Consider the following 19,531-nt stretch of genomic DNA (forward strand, 5'->3'; position numbering starts at 1 on the left):
TTGACAGGACGCATTGTTGTCCCCTTGATTGTATCCAACGATGTAAACCAGCCACAGACGAAAAGCTTTGCGGAGACAGAGCAAGGGTGGCGCGATCACAGGGAGATCATGACTTGGACCTTAAGACCCTTCTTTTCCCCAGCCGGCGCTTTCTGATGCAGACTGCTATCGGTGCGCTTGTCGCCGCGGCGGCCTTCGGCGGACATCCCGCTACCGCGCAGACCGCGCAAGAGACCCTGATCGTCGCCGGTCCGCGCACGCCGGAATCGCTGGACCAGGAATACCCGCCCACCGAGGCCGTCCATGAGTTGCGCCGCAACGTGAACGAACGGCTGCTGGCCTTCGAGATGAAGCAGGGTGAGGACGGGGTGAACTACGAGGATTTCTCGAAGATCACCGGCGCGCTGGCCGAGACATGGGAGGTTGCGCCGGACTTCAAGTCGATCACCTTCCATCTGCGGCCCGGCGTGGTCAGCGGCGCGGGGCACCCGCTGAACGCCGACGATGTCATGTGGTCCTTCGAGCGGGGCTGGAACCTGAAGTCGAACTTCCACTGGTACATGACCCAGATCTTGAAGATCGAGGATTTCGAGACTGCTTTCACCAAGGTCGATGACATGACCGTGCGGGTTAGCATTCCGAATCCTTCACCCCTGCTGGAGAAGCTGTGGGTCAACAGCGACTTAGGGATCCTTGATTCGGATACGATGAAGGAACACCTGACGGCCGAAGACCCTTGGGGCCAGCGGTGGCTGGCGATCAATTCGGCGTCCTTTGGCCCCTACAAGGTGACGAAATACACGCCGGGCCAGGAAATCGTCTATGACGCCAACCTGGATTATTATCGCGGTGAGCCGAAGCTGAAGAGGGTCATCTTCCGCGAGATGCCTACTAGCGCGAACCGGCTGGCGGCCTTGCAGGCGGGGGCGGTCGATGTGGCAGAATACCTGTCGCCCCGTGAGCTGTCGATGCTGGGGCAGATGCCCGGCGTAACGGTGCATAAGGTGTTCGGCAACTATATCCACCGCGTCGAGATGCACAACGAGACGCCACCCTTTGATAATCCCAAGGTGCGGCTGGCGCTGAATTACCTTGTGCCGCGTGACGAGATCGCGAAGGCCGTCTATTTCGACACCGCCCGCCCGACCAAGAGCCCGATTTCAGAAATCTATCCGGGCTTCACGGATGAATATTTCGGCTTCGAGAACGATGTCGAGAAGGCCAAGGCCCTGCTGGCCGAGGCGGGCTTCCCGGACGGCTTCCAGACCGAGCTTGGCTATCGCACCGGCGACCAGATGGAAGAAGAGCTGGCGGTCATTCTCAAGACGGCCTTCGCCAAGGCCGGGGTCGATGTCACCCTGTCCAAGCTGCCAGCGTCAACACTGGTCGAGCGCTATACCAAGGGCCAGATCCCGATGTATTTCTTCCGCGACATGGCCATCGTTCCCGATGCCGCCTATGTGGCGAATCTGTGGCTGAACAGCAATTCGCTGATCGACTATTCGCGCTTCCACAGCGACGAGGTGAACGAGCTGATTAACAGCGCCCTCACCTCGACCGACGAGGAAAAGCGACTGGCGGACATGAAGCGCGTCCAGCAGATCACCATGGAAAACGCGCCTTGGGTGTTCCTGTTCAACCCCGGCTATCAGCTTGCGACCCGGCAGAACGTCAAGGGCTATTCGTGGTACACGCCCAACGGCAACGCCTGGTTCGATTTCCACAAGGAATGACCGCTGACGATAGCCTTGCCCGCCGGGGTCTTCCGGCGGGCATCTCTCTCTGACGGATGACCGACATGAGCCTTTCGACGACCTGGCGGCGTCTGCCGCGAACGCTGCGCATCGTGTTGACGCGGCTTCCCATGGTGGTGCCGCAGATGCTTGGCGTCATTTTCGTGACCTTCATGCTGGTGCGGATGCTACCCGGCGATCCGGCCCTGCTGATGCTGGGCAACATGGCAACCCCGGAAAGCATCGCCAACCTGCGCGAACAGCTTGGCCTTGACGGCAGCCTGTGGCAGCAGTTCGTGCATTACCTGGGCGGCGTCCTTCAGGGCGATCTGGGAGTTTCGCTGTTCACCTCGAACCCGGTCGCCGTGGATCTGATGGAGCGCGCGCCTGCCACGCTGGAACTGATCTTCTACGCGATGATCCTGACCATCCTGATCGCGGTCGCCATCGCGGTCCTGGCGGTGGTCCGTCCAGGCGGCGTGGCCGATTACGTCAGCCGCTTCTATGGCATGGCGGCCGGAGCGATCCCGGATTTCTGGGTCGGCCTTCTGCTGATCTTCTTCCTGTTCAGCACCCTGGGGATCGCGGCGGCGCCGTTCGGCCGGATCGACCCGATGATCACCCCGCCATCCACGGTCACGGGCTTCTATACCTTCGACGCAATCATCGCGGGCGATTTCGCAGCACTGAAATCGGCAGCGGGGCGGTTGCTGCTGCCGGTGCTGACGCTGACCATCGTGAATGCGGGCGCGCTGATGAAGATGACCAAGACGACCTTCGCCGAGATCTGGCGTGCCGATTTCATCCGCCACCAGCGTGCTAGCGGATTGGGCCAGCGCCGCATCGTCCGCAACGCCTTGCGCAACAGTCTGCCGCCCATCATCACGCTTGTGGGCTTTCTGGTGGGCTTCCTGCTGGGTGCGGCCGTGCTGGTCGAGACGATTTTTTCCTGGGGAGGGCTCGGCCAATACGCGGTGCAGGCGGTGACCTATTCCGATTACCCCGCCCTGCAAGGCTTTGTGCTGGTGGCGGCGGTCTTCATCCTGGTGGTCTATTTGGTCGTAGATATCCTCTACGAACTGGCCGACCCGCGGATTCAGGTCTGAGGGGCCAATTATGCTAAAGATCAGGAATTTTTTTGCTTTTCTTCTCAGCAGACCAGGCGCGACTTTCGGGCTGGTGCTGCTGCTGCTACAGGTTATCGCAATCATCTTCGCGCCTCTTCTGGCAACACATGCACCGACAGAGGCCGATCCTTTGGCCTCGCTCCAGCCGCCATCTGTTGCGCATTGGTTGGGCACGGACGTGTCCGGAATGGATATCTATTCACGCATCATCTATGCCACACGGGTCAACCTGCTGATTTCAGTCGTGGCAGTTGCGGTGGCTTTTGCTATCGGTGTGCCCATAGGTCTGCTCGTCGGATACTATCGAGGTTGGGCCAGCACCATGGTCATGCGCGTCTTCGATTTCATCCAGTCCTTTCCTGTCTTCGTATTGGGAATGGCGCTGGTATCGGTGATGGGGCAGGAGATATGGAACGTCGCGATCGTGCTTGCGGTACTTTTCGTGCCGATATTCGCCCGTCTGATCCGGGCCGAGGCGCTGTCTCTGCGTGACCGTCCGTTTATCGCTGCCGCGCGCTGTTCGGGCGCCACGGATGGCAAGATTATGTTCCGGCACATCCTGCCAAATGCCCTGACGCCGGCCATCGTCCAGATTTCAATCTCGATCGGGATGGCAATCCTGCTAACCGCGGGTCTGTCCTTTATCGGGGCAGGAGTGCGGATGCCATTGCCCGAATGGGGGCTGATGGTTTCCGTCGGATCGCAGCAGATGATCCTAGGCGTCTGGTGGGTCGCGCTTTTCCCCGGCTTGGCCATCGTCTTTTCCGTGCTGAGCTTTGCCCTGATGGCGGACGCGTTGCGCGACTATGTTGACCCCCGCAGGGAGAGAGCCTGATGCAGATCCAGGATACAAAGCCGCTGCTTGAAGCCCGCAACCTATCGGTGACATTCGGGGAGCAGACGGTGCTTCACAGTGTCAACCTGCAACTGGGCCCAGACGAGGTGCTAGGCATCGTGGGTGAAACCGGCGCAGGCAAATCTGTTCTTGCTCGTGCCCTGATCGGTCTATTGCCGGGCAAGGGGCAGGTCAGCGGCGGGACAGTTCAGGTGGCTGGGCGCGACCTGAGTCAGATGTCTGCCGAGGAATTGCGTAAGCTGCGTGGTGGCCAAGTTTCCCTGATTGGTACGGATGCCAAGTCTCTTCTAGACCCGGTGCGTCCCGTCGGCGTGCAGGTGGCTGATGTGTTGCGCGCGCACAAGAATATCAGCCCCGCTGCCGCACGTGCAGAGGCGATAGCGCTTTTCAGCAAGGTGGGTATCGTCGATCCCGAAAAGCGCGCCGAAGCCTACCCCCATCAACTTTCCGGTGGAATGGCCCAGCGAGTGATCATCGCCATGGCTCTTGTGGCCGAGCCGCGAGTTATTCTCGCGGACGATGCGACCCTGGGGCTAGATGCGACGATCCAGGTCCAGGTGCTGGACCTGCTGGTGGCGCGCTGCCGCGAGGCCGGTATGGGCGCGATCATCATCACCCATGACCTTGGCATCGTCGCACGCTATTGCGACAGGGTGTCGATCATGCGCGATGGCCATATCGTCGAAGAGGGTGCAACGGCTGCATTTCTACATCATCCCACAACCGAATATGGTGCTGAACTACTGGCAGCAGCCCGCGCACGACCCGCCCCCATGACGAGGTCCGATCTACAACCCGACATTGGCAGGGCAACACCGCTGCTCGAGGTCGTCAACTTGGTCAAACATTTTCCAACTCCTTCTGGCCACGTGGTCAAGGCGGTGGATGACGTCTCCTTTGCAATTCCAAAAGGCGAGACGTTGGCGTTGGTAGGTGAAAGCGGATCAGGAAAAACAACGGTGGGTCAATGCCTTGTACGACTGCTGGGCTCAGACAGCGGCAGGGTTCTGTTCAATGGGGACGATGTGCTGACGCTGCCTGACAAGGCGTTTCGCCCCATGCGGCGTAACATCCAGATGGTATTCCAAGAACCCTATGTTGCCCTTAATCCGCGATGGACAGTGGAGCGATTGATCAGCGAGCCATTGGCGCTTGACCCCACCGCGTCGACTTCCGCGACCCGGCGAGCCCGGGTGCTTGAGATGCTGGATTTGGTGCGCCTTCCCAGCCGACTTGCCGACGTCTTTCCCCATGAACTGACGGCGGGTGAACAAAAGCGGGTTGGGATGGCACGGGCGTTGGCAACTCGCCCCGACTTCGTGGTTTTCGATGAACCAACGACCGCTTTAGATATCCGGGTGCGCGCCCAGATCATCGATCTGGTGCGCGACCTGCAACGCGAGATGCAACTGGCGACGCTTTTCATCACCCATGACCTGAATTCGGTTCGGTCGCTTGCACATAATGTCGCCGTGATGCGCCACGGCAAGATCGTCGAAATCGGAGAAACCGAACGTATCTTCGCCCATCCTCAGCACGACTATACCCGCATGCTCTTGGGCGCGGAATTGCCCATTGAACGATTTGCGGCCTGATCGGGAAGGAAATCTTGAATGAGTGAACGTCACGTTCTGATCACCGGCGCTGCCGGGCTGATCGGCAATGCCGTGCGGTGCAAGCTGGAGGATCGAGGAACAAGTGTGATCGCCATCGACCGCATGGCTACGACCGTGGATGGGCGCGAGGTTCGCGAATGCGATGTGACCGATGTCCATGGTTTACACGCAATCGCCCGCGCCCATGACATCGACCGGATCGTCCACTGCGGAGCATTTTCAGGACCGATGGTATCGCCCGACCACCCGATCCAGATGGTGCAAGTGAATATCGGCGGCGCTGCTAATATCGGCGAACTTGCCCGCGTCATTGGCAATGTTCGCGTGGTCTTTGCCTCGACGGCGACTGCCTATGGGGTGACCCCGCCTGCTCCCGTTTCCGAAAACACGGTGATGGTGCCGGACACGATGTATGGGGCCTCGAAGGCGGCTGCCGAACATGTGATGAACGCCTACAAGCTACAGTTTGGAGTGGATACGGTGAACCTGCGCATTGGCTGGGTCTACGGTCCACGTCGCAGCACCGCCTGCCTCATCCGCCAGATGCTGACCGATGCGATAGCGGGCCGACCCACCCACATTCCCTTTGGTCGCGACTTTCCGCGACAGTATCTGCACATCGATGATGCGAGCGCCGCCATGATCGCGGCTCTCGACCGGCCGAATCTCTCGCAGCAAGCCTACAATATTACCGGTGGCTCCTGGCTGACTCTGGCCGAGGTTGCCGAGACAGTGATGCGAGTTGTCCCCGGCGCCAGGGTGGAGGTCGCCTCCGGCGACGATCCGGGCGACATGCGCCAGGAACGCTTCGACATCTCTGCCGCCGAGCGCGACCTGGGCTATCGGCCGAACATTTCGCTCGAGGAGGGCATCCGCAGCTATCTGGACTGGCTGAAAGCCCGGGAGAACGAGCAATGACATCTATCGTCGCGCCCTTTTCGCTGCAGGGCCGCAAGGCGCTGATCACCGGCGGCAGCCGGGGCATCGGCGCGGCCATTGCCATGCTGTTTGCCGATGCGGGCGCCGATGTGGCCATCTGCCATTTCGGCGATGCTTCGGGAGCAGAGGCTCTGGGCGCCGAGTTCCAGGCCGCCGGACGCCAGCTTGCCTTCCTGGAATGCGACGTGGCGGACGAGGCGCAGGTCTCGGCCCTAGCCGAATGGACGGCTACGACCCTCGGCGAGCCCGACATCCTAGTGAACTGCGCCGGCATTGGCGGCAAGGATAAGCCCTTTGGCGATGTCACGGTCGCCGAATGGGACCGGATGCTGGGCGTGAACCTGCGCGGGGTGTTCCTGGTCACGCGCGCCTTTTTCCCCGGCATGGTGGAACGGCGTTACGGGCGGATCGTCAACATCGCCTCGCAACTGGCCTATAAGGGCGCGCCGGGCCTTGCGGCCTATGTCGCGGCCAAGGCGGGCGTGGTCGGGCTGACCCGCGCCCTGTCCTATGAAGGGGCCGCGCATAACGTCATGGTCAACGGCATCGCCCCCGGCCCGGTGGAAACGCCCTTGCTGATGGGCCACAGCGACGCCTGGCTGACGATGAAGAAAGGGCAGCTGCCGGTCGGGCGCTTTGGGCAGCCGGACGAGATCGCTCCCACCGCACTGCTGCTTGCTTCGGAAACGGGCGGGGCATTTTACTGCGGGCAGACGCTTTCGCCCAACGGCGGCGACGTGATGGTATGAGGAGAGGGAACGTCATGCAGGAATTCGACCTGGTCATCCGAGGCGGCACGGTCGTAACCGCCGCTGATACCGCACGCGCGGATGTAGGCATCCGCGACGGCAAGATCGTGGCTGTCGGGCTGGACCTGGACAAGGGCAAGCGGGAACTCGACGCGACGGGCTTGCGCGTGATGCCCGGCGGCATCGACAGCCATGTGCATCTCGCGCAGCCCGCCTTCGGCGGCCCGGCCATGGCCGACGGCTTCGAGACCGGCACCCGATCCGCCATCGCGGGCGGGAACACCACCGTCATCCCCTTTGCCCTGCAATCGCGCGGCACGTCCCTGCGCAAGGCGGTCGAGGACTACCACAAGGAGGCCGAGGGCCAGTCCTATTGCGACTACGGCTTTCACCTGATCCTGACCGATCCAACGCCTGCCGTGTTGGGGCAGGAACTACCTGCCCTGGTCGCGGCGGGCTATACCTCGCTCAAGGTCTTCATGACCTATGACGACATGGTGCTGAACGACCGCGAACTGCTGGAGGTCTTCGATGCGGCGGGGGAACAGGGCGCCCTGGTCATGGTCCATTGCGAGGGCTATGACGCCATCCGCTTCATGACCGAGAAACTGGAAAAGGCAGGCAAGGTCGCGCCTTACTATCACGCCGTGTCGCGCCCCCAGTCAGTCGAGCGCGAGGCCGCCCACCGCGCCATCAGCCATGCGGAGCTTACCGGCGTGCCGATAATGATCGTCCATGTCTCGGGCCGCGAGGCAATGGAGCAGATCCGTTGGGCGCGAAACCGCGGGCTGAAGATTATGGGCGAGACATGCACCCAGTACGTCTCGCTGACGGCCGAGGATCTGAAGGGCCTGAACATGGACGACACGGGCAGCAAATATGTCTGCTCGCCCCCGCCGCGCGACCGCGAAAGCTGGGATGCGATCTGGAACGGCATCCAGACCGGGGTCTTTCAGACCTTCTCCTCGGACCACTGCCCCTTCTACTTCGAGGGCGAGATGGGCAAGAAGAACCCAAAGGCCCGCACGGCTTTCAAATGGGTGCCGAACGGCATTCCTGGGGTCGCGGTCCGCATGCCGATCCTGTGGTCCGAAGGCGTGGTCAAGGGCCGGATCACCGAGAACCAGTTCGTCGCGCTGGCCTCGACCAACCACGCCCGGATCTATGGGCTGACCTCCAAGGGGTCGATCGCGCCCGGCTATGACGCCGACATCGTGCTGTGGGATCCCGCCCGCACCGTGACGATCAGCCAGTCCCTGATGCATCACGGTTCCGACTACACGCCCTGGGAGGGGTATGAGGTCACCGGCTGGCCCCATGCCACGATCCTGCGCGGCGAGGTGGTGATGCAGGAAGGCGAGATCCTGGGGAAGAAGGAGGGGGGCAAGTTTCTTCCCCGCGCCCTATCGCCGATGGCAAGCCGCGGCGCGGGCGCCCCAATGGACTGAGCGCGCCGGTCAGGCGCCGAAGCGGCGCCATGACCGGCCCAGCCTGTCTGCATCCATGCCCCGGCCGATCAGCACGATCACGCCTTCCTCGGGCGGCGGTCCGGCCAGGGCATCGTTGTCCTCTGGCAGGATTTCGGGTGGCTGCACGACCTGCCGTACCGATTGCAGCAGCAGGCGCCCGGCCGACGTGCGCACCACGCCCTTGATGCGCACGATGTCGTCGCCCCGGGCCTGAAGCAGGGCGGAAAGCCAGGTGGACAGCGCCACCCACCCGCCCTCGCCGCTGGCCTCCAGTCGATAGGGCATGATCGGCTCGCTGGCGCCAAGCGGGGGCAGGTCGAGGGGACGAAGGCCCTCTTCCATGGGCAGCGGAACGGGAACGCCATGTTCCGCCGCCGACAGGGCGGCACCAGGGTTGATCTGGCGCAGCGTCAACGCGATACGTCCCACGGTTGCAGGATCGGCCTGCAGGGGCTTGGTCAGGATCAACTCGTCCGCCGCCTCGATCTGCGCGCGCGCGAGGTGTTCGGTGGCGAGTTGGGGGCTCCCATGAAGGCTGTCCACCAGAACCAGCGTCTGCGCCATAGCCAGACGGCGGGTCAGGACGGAATCTTCCGCTATGGCCTCAGCGATCCGGCCCGGATCCGCCAACCCACTGGTTTCCAACAGGATCCCCGCGATCCGACCCGCCTGTCGGCCGCTGGCCGCGTCGCAGATGGCGCGCAGTGTTGAAAGCAGCCCCGGCAATTCCGTGCAGCAGGCGCAGCCCCCGGCCAGGACGGTGATCCGGCCCGCCCCGGCCAGCAGCAGGTTGTCCACCGGGGTTTCCGCCGCCTCGTTTACCAGGACATGATGCCGGACAAATCGTCCCATGTGCAGTTGGTGGCGCAGCCAAGTGCTCTTCCCGGCGCCCAGAAAGCCGCCCAGGATCGTCAGCGGCAGGCGGCCATCCGAACGGGTTTCAGGCATCAGCCAGGGCCCGATCGGACAGCGGGTCGATGGGTTGCCCCGCCATCCGTCCAGCCACGGCCCACAGCGCGGCCAGATCCGGCACCAGTTCCCGCTGCCCACCCGGCGCAAAGAGTTGCAGGCCCGGGGTGACGCCGTCGTCCCAGGCCTTCAACCCATAGGGGGCTAGAAGGCGGTTGATCGCCTCCTGCCGGGAAAAGCGCAGGCGCAGCCGGTCGCCGGGCGTCTGCGCGCCCGCATCCGTCCAGTGTCCCGGCGCGGTCGGAAAACCGCAGGCGCTGCACATGGCCTTCTCCTTTCAGATCACCTCGGGCCGCTTGCCCGAATCGAAGGGATAACGCTTGCGGAAATCGTCCGCGATCTCCTCGAACGTGGCCCATTCCACGCCTTCATGGCCGTTGATGTATTCAATCAGCCGTTCCAGCATTAGCAGCACCTGAGGCCGTCCCGAAACATCGGGATGGATGGTGAAGGCGAAGACGCCGTAATCCATTTCCCGATACACCCAGTCAAACTGGTCGCGCCACATCTCCTCGATATGGCGGGGATTGACGAAGCCGTGGCTGTTCGGGGCCTTCTTCATGAACATCATCGGCGGCAGGTCGTCCACATACCAGTTGGCCGCGATATCGACGAGGTCGATTTCCCTGCCATGCTTCAGTGGATGCATCCACTCCTTCGCCTGCCTGGTATAGTCGATGGTGTTCCATTCGTCACCGACCCGCGCGTAGAAGGGCTGGAAGTCGCGATAGCCCTGCGAATGGTCATAGCTGAAGTTGTATTTCTGGAGCAGCGCGGCAGTCGAGTTCGACATTTCCCACCAGGGCGCCACATAACCGCGCGGCGCACGGCCGGTCAGGCCCTCGATCAGCTCAATCGACTTGACCAGAACGTCTTCCTCTTGCTGGGGCGTCATGGCGATTGGGTTTTCATGTAGATAACCATGCGCGCCGATTTCGTGACCGGCGTCCACGATCATCCGCATCTGGTCGGGGAAGGTTTCCAGCGAATGACCGGGGATGAAGAAGCTGGTGCGCAGGTCGTATTTCTTGAACAGCCGCAGCAGGCGGGGGATGCCGACCTCGGTCGCGAAGACGCCGCGCTGGATGTCGGAGGGGCTGTCGCCGCCGCCATAGGATCCGATCCAGCCTGCGACAGAGTCGATGTCGGTGCCGAAGGCGCAGTAGATTTTCTTGCTCATCATGGTCTCCGTGTTGGGATGGTTTCGAAATTGCCGGGCTGCCAGGACAGGTTCGTAACCTCGCCGAACCGGCCGGGCGCTCCGGTCATCAGCGCCAGTATCAGCACCAGCCGCGCCTTCAGCGCGTCCAGATCGCCGCTGCCCTGCAGACCCCGGTTCAGCAGGTCGATTTCTCCTCCAACCTGGCCATAGGTCCGCGATAGCACGCGTCCGCCCCGGGTCCGGCTGGAAAAGACCACAGGCATGCGTTCCGCCGCCGCGGTCAGCGGGTCCAGCCAGGATGAATGCACATGCCCGCCACCTGCCAGATCCAAAACCAGACCGGCGGCGCCTGCGGCCAGACAGGCATCGACCAGCAGAGGCGGGTCGGACAGGCCGGGCTTCAGGATCGGCACGAACGGCAGGGTGGCGTCTTGCGGAATGTCGAATGCCGCCCTGTGGGGGGCCTTTGCATAAAGGGCAGGGCGCTCCTCGGCCATCCAGCCCAGCGGCGCCGGGGACCAGAAGGCTCCGGTCGACGAGGTGTCGCGTTTCTGCACCCAGGCGGCGGGATGGATCACGTCGTCAAAGGCCACCATGACACCCAGATCGCGGCAGCCAGGATCCACCGCGCAGGCCACGGCGGCCAGCAAGTTGGCGGGACCGTCGGCTCCGGGCAACGAGGGGTTGCGCATGGCCCCCGTCACCACGACCGGCATGGATCCCCGATGCAGCAGGTGCAGGACAAAGGCCGTTTCCTCAATGGTGTCGGTGCCCTGCGTGACCACGATGCCCGCGATCCCCTCATCCTCATGCGCGCGGATCGCCGCCGCCAGGTCGAACAACAGCGGCAGGCCGATTTCCGTCGAAGGCAGGTTCGACAGGTTCCGCGCGCCGATCTGTGCCAAGGTGCCCAGTTGCGGGACCGCCGCCACCAGATCCATGCCCGTCAGGCTGGGAGCCACACCCGATGCGCCCGAGTCAGGCGCGCAGGCGATGGTGCCGCCAAGGGCGATGATCTCGACCCGGGGTTTCATCCTAATCCTCGTGCGGGGTGCCGGTCGAATCATTCATGCCGGGCAGATGATGGTTCAGGCCAGCGTCCCAAGCGGCGTGCACGGTGTCGCCGACCCGGTGGGGATGCGCGAAGTAATCCTCGTCGTCCATGTAGATCATGAACTCCTCGCCCAGACCGGTGTCGAGAGCGACCTTTACGAAGGTGCCCTGGTATTCGATGTTGACCACCCTTCCGGACAACCCATTGCGCGCCGCAGGTTCGGGCCGGGTTACAATCCGGTCACGGCGCACGGAAAAGCGCAGGTCCTGGTCCGGCGCTGTCCCCGGCGCGGCGGGCAGGTCGTAAACACCTCCGTTCCGCCCCGCAACCACCGCTTTGGTCCCGTCGATGCGTTCCACCCGGCCCGCCAGCACGTTCTGGCCCCCCATGAAGCGCGCGACATAGGGGCTGTGCGGGCGATTGTAGATCTCGCGCGGGCTGGCGGCCTGCTCGATCAGCCCGTGATCCATCACCACCACCTGATCGGCCAGGGCGATGGCCTCGGGTTGCGTGTGGGTGACGTGGATGAAGGTGATGCCCAAGTCGTTCTGAAGGCGTTTCAGTTCCACACGCATCTTCAGGCGCAGGAATTCGTCCAGGGCCGACAGGGGCTCGTCCAGCAGCAGCACCTTAGGCTTGTTGATCAGCGCGCGCGCCAAGGCCACGCGCTGCTGCTGGCCGCCCGACAGTTCGGACGGCACCCGGTCGGCCAGATGCAGAAGCTGCACCCTGTCCAGCATCTCGCGTGCGGCCTGCCGCCGTTCGTCGGCGCGCACGCCCTTGACCCGCAGGCTGAAGGCCACGTTATCGGCCAGCGACAGATGCGGGAACAGCGCATAGTTCTGGAACATCAGCGCCGTGCCCCGGCTGCCGGTGCGGGCCGTGGTCACATCCGTCCCTCCGATCAGGATGCTGCCCGATGTCGGCGTCTCATGCCCGGCGATCATCCGCAGCAGCGTGGTCTTGCCGCAGCCCGAGGGGCCGATCATGCAGCAATAGGCCCCGCCGTCGATGGTCAGGTCGACATTGTTGACGGCCTTGGTCCGCCCGTAGAGCTTGGTGACATGCCGGATGTCGATGCGGCTTTGTTCGGTCATTCAGTCTTTCCCTTGGCGCGCGACCGCTGTTTCTGGATGACGGCGATGGCCAGGAAAGCCATGGCAATCACCAGGAAGCTGACGGCGGATGTCACGGTCCCGATGGCATAAAGCGCGGGCGTCGTGACGTTGGTGGTCATGTTGGAAATCTCGATTGGCAGGGTGTTCCTGCCTCCCACGGTCAGCAGCGATCGCGGCATTTCATCATAGGACAGGGTAAAGCCGAATAGGGCGACGGCGATCAGGCCGGGGAACAGGATCGGCACGGTGACAAGGCGCAGCACCTGCCAAGGCCGGGCGCCAGCGTCACGGGCCGCTTCCTCCCACGATCCGTCGAAGCGGTTCAGCACGGCGAACATGATCAGCAGCCCGAACGGCAGCGTCCAGCTGAGATGCGCGCCAAGGCCCGACATCCACCACGACAGTCGCAGGCCAAGCAGTTGGAAGAACTGGCTGATGCCCAGGCCCAGCAGGATGCCGGGCACGATCAGGCTGATGATCGACAGATAGAAGATCGGCCCCGCACCCCAGAACCGGCGGCGGAAGCCAAGCGCCGCGAACAGGCATACGACCGCCGTGATCGCCATGGCCATGACGCCCAGGGCCAGCGACCGCCGGAACGCCCCACCCAGATCTCCATATCGGCTGGAGGTCCAGAGGTCGTTGAACCAATGCGTCGACACCCCGCGCATCGGGAAGGTCAATCCGCCCGTCGGCCCCTGAAAGCTGAGGATGAAGATCATCAGCATCGGGCCATAGAGGAACAGCACGAACAGCGCGAAGAAGGCCGCCAGGACGTAAAAGCCCGCACCCCGGCGCGTGGATGATTGCGTCATAACCGCCTCCTTACCGCGCCAGTTCCGCGCGGATGTCCACCACGCGCAGGATGGCCGAAACCATCAGTACCACCACCAGCACCAGAAGCACCGCCATGGCCGCGGCCTGAGGATAGAACAACTGGTCGATCTGGTTCTTCATGGCCGAGACGACGGAGGCGCTCTGGCCCCCGCTCATCACCCGGACGACGAAGAAATCGCCCATCACTAGCGTGACGACGAAGATCGACCCAAGGGCGATCCCGGTCTTAGACAGCGGAACGATCACGCCGGTCAGGATCTGCCAGGAATTGGCGCCGGCGTCACGCGCGGCCTCGATCAGGTTGGGATTGATCTTGGCCATGCTGTTGAAGATCGGCACGATCATGAACAGCGTGAAAAGGTGGATATAGGTCAGCACCACAGCGAAATCGGAATAGAGCAGGATGTCCAGCGGCTGCTGGATCAGCCCGGCCTGCATCAGCATCTGGTTGAACAGCCCCTCGCGCCCGAGGAAGGGGATCCAACTGACCATGCGGATCACGTTCGAGGTCCAGAACGGGATCGTGCAGAGCAGGAAAAGCCCGATCTGCCATTTCAGGTTGCGGACATGGAAAACCAGAAAATAGGAACATGTGAAGCCGATCAGGACGGTCGCCACCAGCACCATCGCCGCGTATTCCAGCGTGTTGACAAACAGCGTCAGCGTGACGCCGGCGGACAGTACGTCGCGGTAGTTCTGCCAGGTGAAGGCAGGATAGACGGAAATCCCGTCCGATTCCCAGAAGCTGAGCAGCAGCACCGTGCCGATGGGAATGCCGACCATGGCCAGCATGATGATGGCAAGCGGCGCCACCTGAAGATAGGGGGTCATGCGCGTACCGCCCCCCGATGATTGCGCGGACATGACAGGGTTCCTTGGTCCAGGTGCCGTTCCATGAAGGGGCGGCGGGCCGCGCCGCCCCGCTCATCAGGCCGAGATGAACTCGTTCCAGCGCTGGACCATGTAGCGTTCCTCGTCCATTACCGTATTCCAGCAGGCGACATTGCCCATGCGATCCTGGAAGGACCCGCCGTCGCGTAGGGCGCCGGCCTTGTCCATCACCGCGCCGTAAGGATCCAGGATGTCCTCGGTCGCGGGCTTGCCTTCGTACCAGTAGCCCACTTCGTTCGGCGTCAGGTTGGCCAAGGCGGTTTCCGGGACCGACGAGTAGTAGCCCTGCCGGGCGATGAAGGCGCCCTGCCAGCCGGTCAGATACCAGTTCAGGTATTCATAGGCTGCCTCGCGCTTCAGCCCTTCCAGGTGACCCATTAGGCCCATCCCCAAGCCCCAACCGCGATACCCTTCCTTCAGGCCCTGATAGACGCATCCGAGACCGCGCGATTTCACCGCCGTCACGGCCGGCGACCACATCGACTGGATCACGACTTCGCCCGCAGCCATCAGGTTCACGGATTCGTCGAAGGTGGACCAGAAGGCGCGGAACTGGCCTGCCTTCTTCAACTCGATCAACCGGGTGATGGTGTGGTCGATCTCGTCCCGGGTCATGTTGCCCTTGTCGCCATAGGTGATCTCGCCCATGGCTTCCAGGGCCATGGCCGCGTCCATGATGCCGATCTGCGGGATGTTCACCAGGGCAGTCTTGCCCTTGAATTCGGGGTTGAACAGCTCGGCCCAGCTTTCCACGGGCCGGCCGATCAGATCTGACCGGATCCCCACGGTGTCGGCGTTGTAGATCGTCGGCATGGTGGTCGCGTAATCAGTGGCCTCGGCTGCGAAGGACGTGTCGCCGGGGCCGCCGGTATACATCACCTCGAAGGGCATGGTGCCTTGGCGAGACAGCTCTGACCCGTCAAAGTTCTTGCCGTCCCTCATCAGCGGCGTCATCTTCGACCAGTTGGCAATCCTGGCGATCTCGACCGGCTGCAACTTGCCCGACCGCCAGACCTTCTGCATCGCCCAGAACTCCAGGTCTGCGATGTCGATGGTCTCGGGCTGGCTGACCACCTTGGTCATCAGCGCGGTGCTGTCGGCGGTCTGCGGAACGATCCTGAAGCCAAGATCGGCGCTGGCCTTTTCCGCAATGTCCGCGATCACAGAATAGGACGGACCAACTTGGTTCAGGGTCACGTCCTTGATGTTCTGCGCCCAGATCATCGGCGCGCCAAGGATGCCGGAACCGGCCGCAACCCCGGCCGTCGCGGCCGAGGTCTTCAGAAAGCCGCGGCGCGTCAGCCCCGCAGAGTCCTTATCATTCATGTCTGTCATGCCATCTCTCCCGGTTGGTTGCCGCGGCATCCGCCACGGAATTACGCCGGCCCGGGCCAGTTCTGCGGCCTTCTGAGACTCAGCGGCGATAGGATCACGGTAGCAAACTGTCTTTGGGATGCAATGCACATTTTCGGCTTTGCTCCAAGAATATATCTATTAGGATTGGTGAGGGTATTCAGGGAAATGACTGCCTGTTTGCACCGAAAACCTGCGCGAATTTTGAGCAATGAGCGAATCGGCATGATCTCGGATGGCAAGGAATGGACAGGCCGCGTCAGGGACACGGGCAGTGCCTTTCTGTATACGTCTGTGCGTGATCTTCTTGCGGCCAAGATCCGGCAGGACGAACTGCCTGAAGGAGCCCTGCTGAAAGAGGCGCCGATTTCCAGCCAACTGGGGATAAGCCGAGCGCCGGTGCGCCGGGCCCTAGCGCTTCTCGCTGAAGACGGCTTGGTCACTGCGGCGGCGGGTCAGGGCTATGTCGTCGGACGATCAGGTATTCCCCTGCGGTTATCGTCCCGGCGCCTGCACGAAATCCTCGCACGGGAAACTGGCGACCTGAACCGTACTGCCTCGTGGGAGCGGATCTTTTCTGAAGTGGCCGATGTCGTCACAAGCTGCATGCCCTTCGGCAGTTTTCGCATCCAAGAAACCGAACTCGGCGATCATTTCAACGTCAGCCGCACCGTCGCGCGCGAGGTATTGTGGCGCCTGATGGACCGGCGGCTGGTCGAGAAGAACCGCAAGTCCCACTGGATCGTCGGCCAGATGACGGCCCGGGATCTGCGCGACACGCTTCAGATGCGCCGCCTTCTTGAACCCGGGGCACTCGGGATGGTCGCGGCCGACCGCGCCAACGAAGGCTTTGACCGGCTTTTGGGGGACATCGAGGCGGCGATCGACAGCTTTCCCGCCTGCGGCGGCGCGACAATCGATCGGCTGGAGGAGGCGATGTTCGTGGACATGTACCGGGACGTGCGCAATTCGCGTCTTTTGGGGTCGATCCGCCGGAATCAGTTGTCCCTTCTGGTGCCCCGCCTGTTCAGGCGCCACTTTCCCATCATCGACGACCTGCCCGCCCTGCAGGAATATGCCCGGATCCTGCGTCACCTGGGGCAGGGACAGGTCCAGCAGGCCGAGGCTGTCCTGCACGGTCACCTGTGCCGCATCGAAGCCCTGGCCTTGGCGCGGCTGCGGGTTCTGTCGCTGCTCGAGGCGCCAGACATGGCCCCCTATATGACGCCTGTCTATCGAGGCCAGGATGGCTGAGGCGCTGCGGGTCATCGGTACATCCGCCACCCTGACCGAGGCGCTGCGCCGGCAGGCCCATGCCGACCTGGACTTCCCCGTGCAGTTCGAGGTGCTGGACGGCCTGTCGTGCCAAAGCCGGGGCGTCCTGTCCCCCGACAGCTATGACGTCTACGATCAGTGGTTCCATTCGGTAGACCTTCTGTGGACAGCAGGGTCGATCCAGCCGATCGACACGTCCCGGATCAGACATTGGCGGGATGTCTGGGCCTCGGATGTCTTCGCAGGACCGGGGCGCGGCTTCGGGACGCGCCCCGCCGATGTGCTGTTCGTCCAGCCCGACCGGTCGCTGTCGGCCACGCCCGCCTCGGCCCATCCGGTCATCTCGATGCTGCCGACTTCTTACAACATGGATAGCTTCGCCTATGGGCCGGAACTGGCGCTACGCCGGCATCCTGCCGAGCCGGAAAGCTGGGCTTGGCTTCTGGACGGCCGCTGGCATGGGCGATGCGCGCTGAGCCTGGATCCGGCTGCCAGCGCTGTCGAGCTTGCCCTGGCCGTCCAGGCCGCCGGGCTGATGAGGATAGGCGACCCCGGCGATCTGACGGTCGAAGAGATCGACGAGATGTTCGGGCATCTGATGGCGCGCAAGCGCAGCGGCCATTTCAGCCGCTTCTGGAGTTCGGCCGAGGACTCGATCCGCCTGCTGTCGACGTCGGGCTGCGTCCTGTCTTCGTTGTGGTCGCCCGCCTATTACGGGCTGAGGAGCTTGGACCACGCTCTGACCTATGCCGCCCCGGTGGAAGGGTATCGTGGCTGGCATTCGGGCATGAGCCTGTCCGCCGCCCTTCACGGCGACCGCTTGGATATGGCCTATCGCTATCTGAACTGGTGGCTTGACGGCGTACCGGGCGCGATCATGGCGCGGCAGGGCTATTACGTCTCGGTGCCGTCGCGGCTGTGCGAAACCCTGACGGACCAGGAATGGGACTATTGGTATGGCGGCCTTCCGGCAGCCGCGGATCTGCCCGACCAGTCTGGAGCGATCATCGTGCAGAAGGGCGAGCGTCGCGCTGGAGGAAGCTATCAACAGCGCCTTTCGAATATCACCGTCTGGAGCACCATCATGCCCGAACACAATTACCTAGTCCGGCGCTGGCATGAGTTCCTTCAAGGTTAGGCCTGGCTGCCGGGAAGCGAATAGGCTCTCACCCCTTCTGCCAATGCCCCACGATTTCAGCCATGTCAGCGGGTGGCCGCGATCGCCCACCATGTATTCGTGCATGGCGCTACGTACCTTGGGTTCGGTTGCAGCTCAGAAAAAGGCCCGGCCTTGGAGTAGGTTTAGGTCGCGCAGGACTTCCAGAAGCGGCACGGGATCGGCGTCCTGTCCCACGAGTCGATCCTATAGTGCGTATTCCACGGCATCCGACCGCTTATTCCAGCAACATCCGACCAGCCGTTCCCCGATCATCCGACCGGTCGGCGGTAGCGGTCTGAGGCAAAGTCTTCATGGTTGATCCGGGGGCATCCGGTCAAGGGTGACGGTGGTGCGGAGGGTTGTCCACGGGAGGGTCCCGCGCGCCCGGCGCCGCGCCCGCCAGGAGGCTGGCGGTGTCGGGCGCGTGGGAGGGACCAGTGGGCAACCCGGGGCCGGGGTCCTGCTCATTGGCTGGCCTCGGCGTGGTTGTCGATGCCGGTCTTGCGCAGCGACGGGCCATCGAGGGAGATCCGGTAGGCATTGTGAACCAGCCTGTCGAGGATGGCGTCGGCGAAGGTGGGCTCGCCAATGACATCGTGCCAGGACTCCACGGGGAGCTGACTGGTGACGATGGTCGAGCGGCGGCCGTAGCGCTCCTCGACGATCTCCATCAGGTCGCGGCGCTGCGTAGCGGTCAGGCGGTCGGGACCCCAGTCGTCGAGGATCAGAAGATCCACACGCGCGATCTTGCGGAACAGCCGGTCGAAGCGCCCGTCGCCGCGCGCCAGCTCGAGGTCGGAGAAGAGCCGCGGCAGCCGTTGGTAAAGAACGGTGCGGTCCGCTCGGCTGGCCCCGTGGCCGAGTGCGCAGGCCAGCCACGACTTGCCGACCCCGCAGGGCCCGGTGATCAGGACCGAGCGGTGCCGGTCGATCCAGTCAGGGCTGGCGAGGCTTTGGAACAAGGCGCGATCGAGGCCGCGGGAGGTCCGGTAGTCCACATCCTCCATGCAGGCGCCACCATGGCGCAGGTTGGCGGCCCGCAGGCGCGACTGGAACCGGCGGGTGCCGCGCCGGGCCTCTTCGCGGTCCAGCATCAGCCCGATCCAGGCGACGGGGTCGAGGCTGCGGCCGCGATCTTCGCTGAGCAGCTCGGCAAAAGCTTCGGCCATGCCGTCGAGCTTCAACGCGTTCAGTGCCTCAAGGGTGGGGTGGGTCAGCAAGGGT

The 19,531-nt window shown here is 63.2% G+C and carries 18 protein-coding genes; 9 read left to right on the top strand and 9 right to left on the bottom strand.

The window, feature by feature from the left end:
* Positions 1-155 precede the first annotated feature (155 nt).
* The 7 genes from FIU66_RS15895 (at position 156) to hydA (ending at position 8,468) form a co-directional block, all read left to right on the top strand.
* Positions 156-1,733: an ABC transporter substrate-binding protein gene (locus FIU66_RS15895; RefSeq protein ID WP_167623891.1), complete on the top strand. Its 1,578-nt coding sequence runs from the start codon at positions 156-158 to the stop codon at positions 1,731-1,733.
* 65 nt (positions 1,734-1,798) lie between these two features.
* Complete coding sequence (locus FIU66_RS15900; protein WP_205049053.1) at positions 1,799-2,839, top strand: ABC transporter permease; 1,041 nt, start codon at positions 1,799-1,801, stop codon at positions 2,837-2,839.
* Positions 2,840-2,849: 10 nt separating this feature from the next.
* On the top strand, positions 2,850-3,695 hold the full coding sequence (locus FIU66_RS15905; RefSeq protein ID WP_103173901.1) for an ABC transporter permease: 846 nt from the start codon (positions 2,850-2,852) through the stop codon (positions 3,693-3,695).
* Positions 3,695-5,311: an ABC transporter ATP-binding protein gene (locus tag FIU66_RS15910; protein WP_167623892.1), complete on the top strand. Its 1,617-nt coding sequence runs from the start codon at positions 3,695-3,697 to the stop codon at positions 5,309-5,311. Before FIU66_RS15905 ends, FIU66_RS15910 begins: the two co-directional genes overlap by 1 nt.
* A gap of 18 nt (positions 5,312-5,329) precedes the next feature.
* Entirely contained in the window at positions 5,330-6,250 is a 921-nt protein-coding gene (locus FIU66_RS15915) for an NAD(P)-dependent oxidoreductase (RefSeq protein WP_167623893.1), read from the top strand.
* Positions 6,247-7,020, top strand: a complete 774-nt coding sequence (locus tag FIU66_RS15920) for an SDR family NAD(P)-dependent oxidoreductase (RefSeq protein ID WP_167623894.1) — start codon at positions 6,247-6,249, stop codon at positions 7,018-7,020. The genes FIU66_RS15915 and FIU66_RS15920 overlap by 4 nt, the downstream gene beginning before the upstream one ends.
* Positions 7,021-7,034: 14 nt before the next feature.
* Complete coding sequence (gene hydA / locus FIU66_RS15925; RefSeq protein ID WP_240544825.1) at positions 7,035-8,468, top strand: dihydropyrimidinase; 1,434 nt, start codon at positions 7,035-7,037, stop codon at positions 8,466-8,468.
* Between the two features lie 9 nt (positions 8,469-8,477).
* Here the strand turns inward: hydA and FIU66_RS15930 are convergent, their stop codons facing one another.
* From FIU66_RS15930 to FIU66_RS15965, 8 genes are all read right to left on the bottom strand, one after another.
* The gene (locus tag FIU66_RS15930) at positions 8,478-9,437 is read right to left on the bottom strand and encodes a GTP-binding protein (RefSeq protein WP_103173906.1); all 960 of its coding nucleotides are present in this window, start codon (positions 9,435-9,437) and stop codon (positions 8,478-8,480) included.
* A complete protein-coding gene (locus tag FIU66_RS15935; protein WP_167623896.1) occupies positions 9,430-9,723 on the bottom strand; it encodes a hypothetical protein in 294 nt (97 codons plus the stop codon). The genes FIU66_RS15930 and FIU66_RS15935 overlap by 8 nt, the downstream gene beginning before the upstream one ends.
* A gap of 12 nt (positions 9,724-9,735) precedes the next feature.
* Positions 9,736-10,638 (bottom strand): polysaccharide deacetylase, encoded by a 903-nt coding sequence (locus FIU66_RS15940; protein ID WP_167624257.1) that lies wholly within the window; start codon positions 10,636-10,638, stop codon positions 9,736-9,738.
* Entirely contained in the window at positions 10,638-11,654 is a 1,017-nt protein-coding gene (locus FIU66_RS15945; RefSeq protein WP_167623897.1) for an asparaginase, read from the bottom strand. Before FIU66_RS15945 ends, FIU66_RS15940 begins: the two co-directional genes overlap by 1 nt.
* 1 nt (position 11,655) lies before the next feature.
* Positions 11,656-12,771: an ABC transporter ATP-binding protein gene (locus FIU66_RS15950; RefSeq protein ID WP_103173910.1), complete on the bottom strand. Its 1,116-nt coding sequence runs from the start codon at positions 12,769-12,771 to the stop codon at positions 11,656-11,658.
* On the bottom strand, positions 12,768-13,607 hold the full coding sequence (locus tag FIU66_RS15955) for an ABC transporter permease (protein ID WP_103173911.1): 840 nt from the start codon (positions 13,605-13,607) through the stop codon (positions 12,768-12,770). Before FIU66_RS15955 ends, FIU66_RS15950 begins: the two co-directional genes overlap by 4 nt.
* A gap of 10 nt (positions 13,608-13,617) precedes the next feature.
* Entirely contained in the window at positions 13,618-14,493 is an 876-nt protein-coding gene (locus FIU66_RS15960; protein ID WP_103173912.1) for an ABC transporter permease, read from the bottom strand.
* 63 nt (positions 14,494-14,556) lie between these two features.
* Positions 14,557-15,855 carry a PotD/PotF family extracellular solute-binding protein gene (locus tag FIU66_RS15965; protein WP_370528982.1) on the bottom strand — a complete coding sequence of 433 codons (1,299 nt, stop codon included), beginning with the start codon at positions 15,853-15,855 and terminating at the stop codon, positions 14,557-14,559.
* Positions 15,856-16,041: 186 nt separating this feature from the next.
* Between FIU66_RS15965 and FIU66_RS15970 the strand changes: the two genes are divergently transcribed.
* Together FIU66_RS15970 and FIU66_RS15975 are read left to right on the top strand one after the other, a co-directional pair.
* The gene (locus tag FIU66_RS15970; RefSeq protein WP_210254102.1) at positions 16,042-17,127 is read left to right on the top strand and encodes a GntR family transcriptional regulator; all 1,086 of its coding nucleotides are present in this window, start codon (positions 16,042-16,044) and stop codon (positions 17,125-17,127) included.
* Positions 17,120-18,286 carry a PotD/PotF family extracellular solute-binding protein gene (locus FIU66_RS15975; protein ID WP_240544826.1) on the top strand — a complete coding sequence of 389 codons (1,167 nt, stop codon included), beginning with the start codon at positions 17,120-17,122 and terminating at the stop codon, positions 18,284-18,286. Before FIU66_RS15970 ends, FIU66_RS15975 begins: the two co-directional genes overlap by 8 nt.
* A gap of 485 nt (positions 18,287-18,771) precedes the next feature.
* Here the strand turns inward: FIU66_RS15975 and istB are convergent, their stop codons facing one another.
* On the bottom strand, positions 18,772-19,527 hold the full coding sequence (istB, locus tag FIU66_RS15980) for an IS21-like element helper ATPase IstB (RefSeq protein ID WP_167623900.1): 756 nt from the start codon (positions 19,525-19,527) through the stop codon (positions 18,772-18,774).
* Positions 19,528-19,531: the final 4 nt, after the last annotated feature.

Source organism: Paracoccus sp. AK26 (assembly GCF_011801365.1).
Classification (GTDB): Bacteria; Pseudomonadota; Alphaproteobacteria; order Rhodobacterales; family Rhodobacteraceae; genus Paracoccus; species Paracoccus aerius.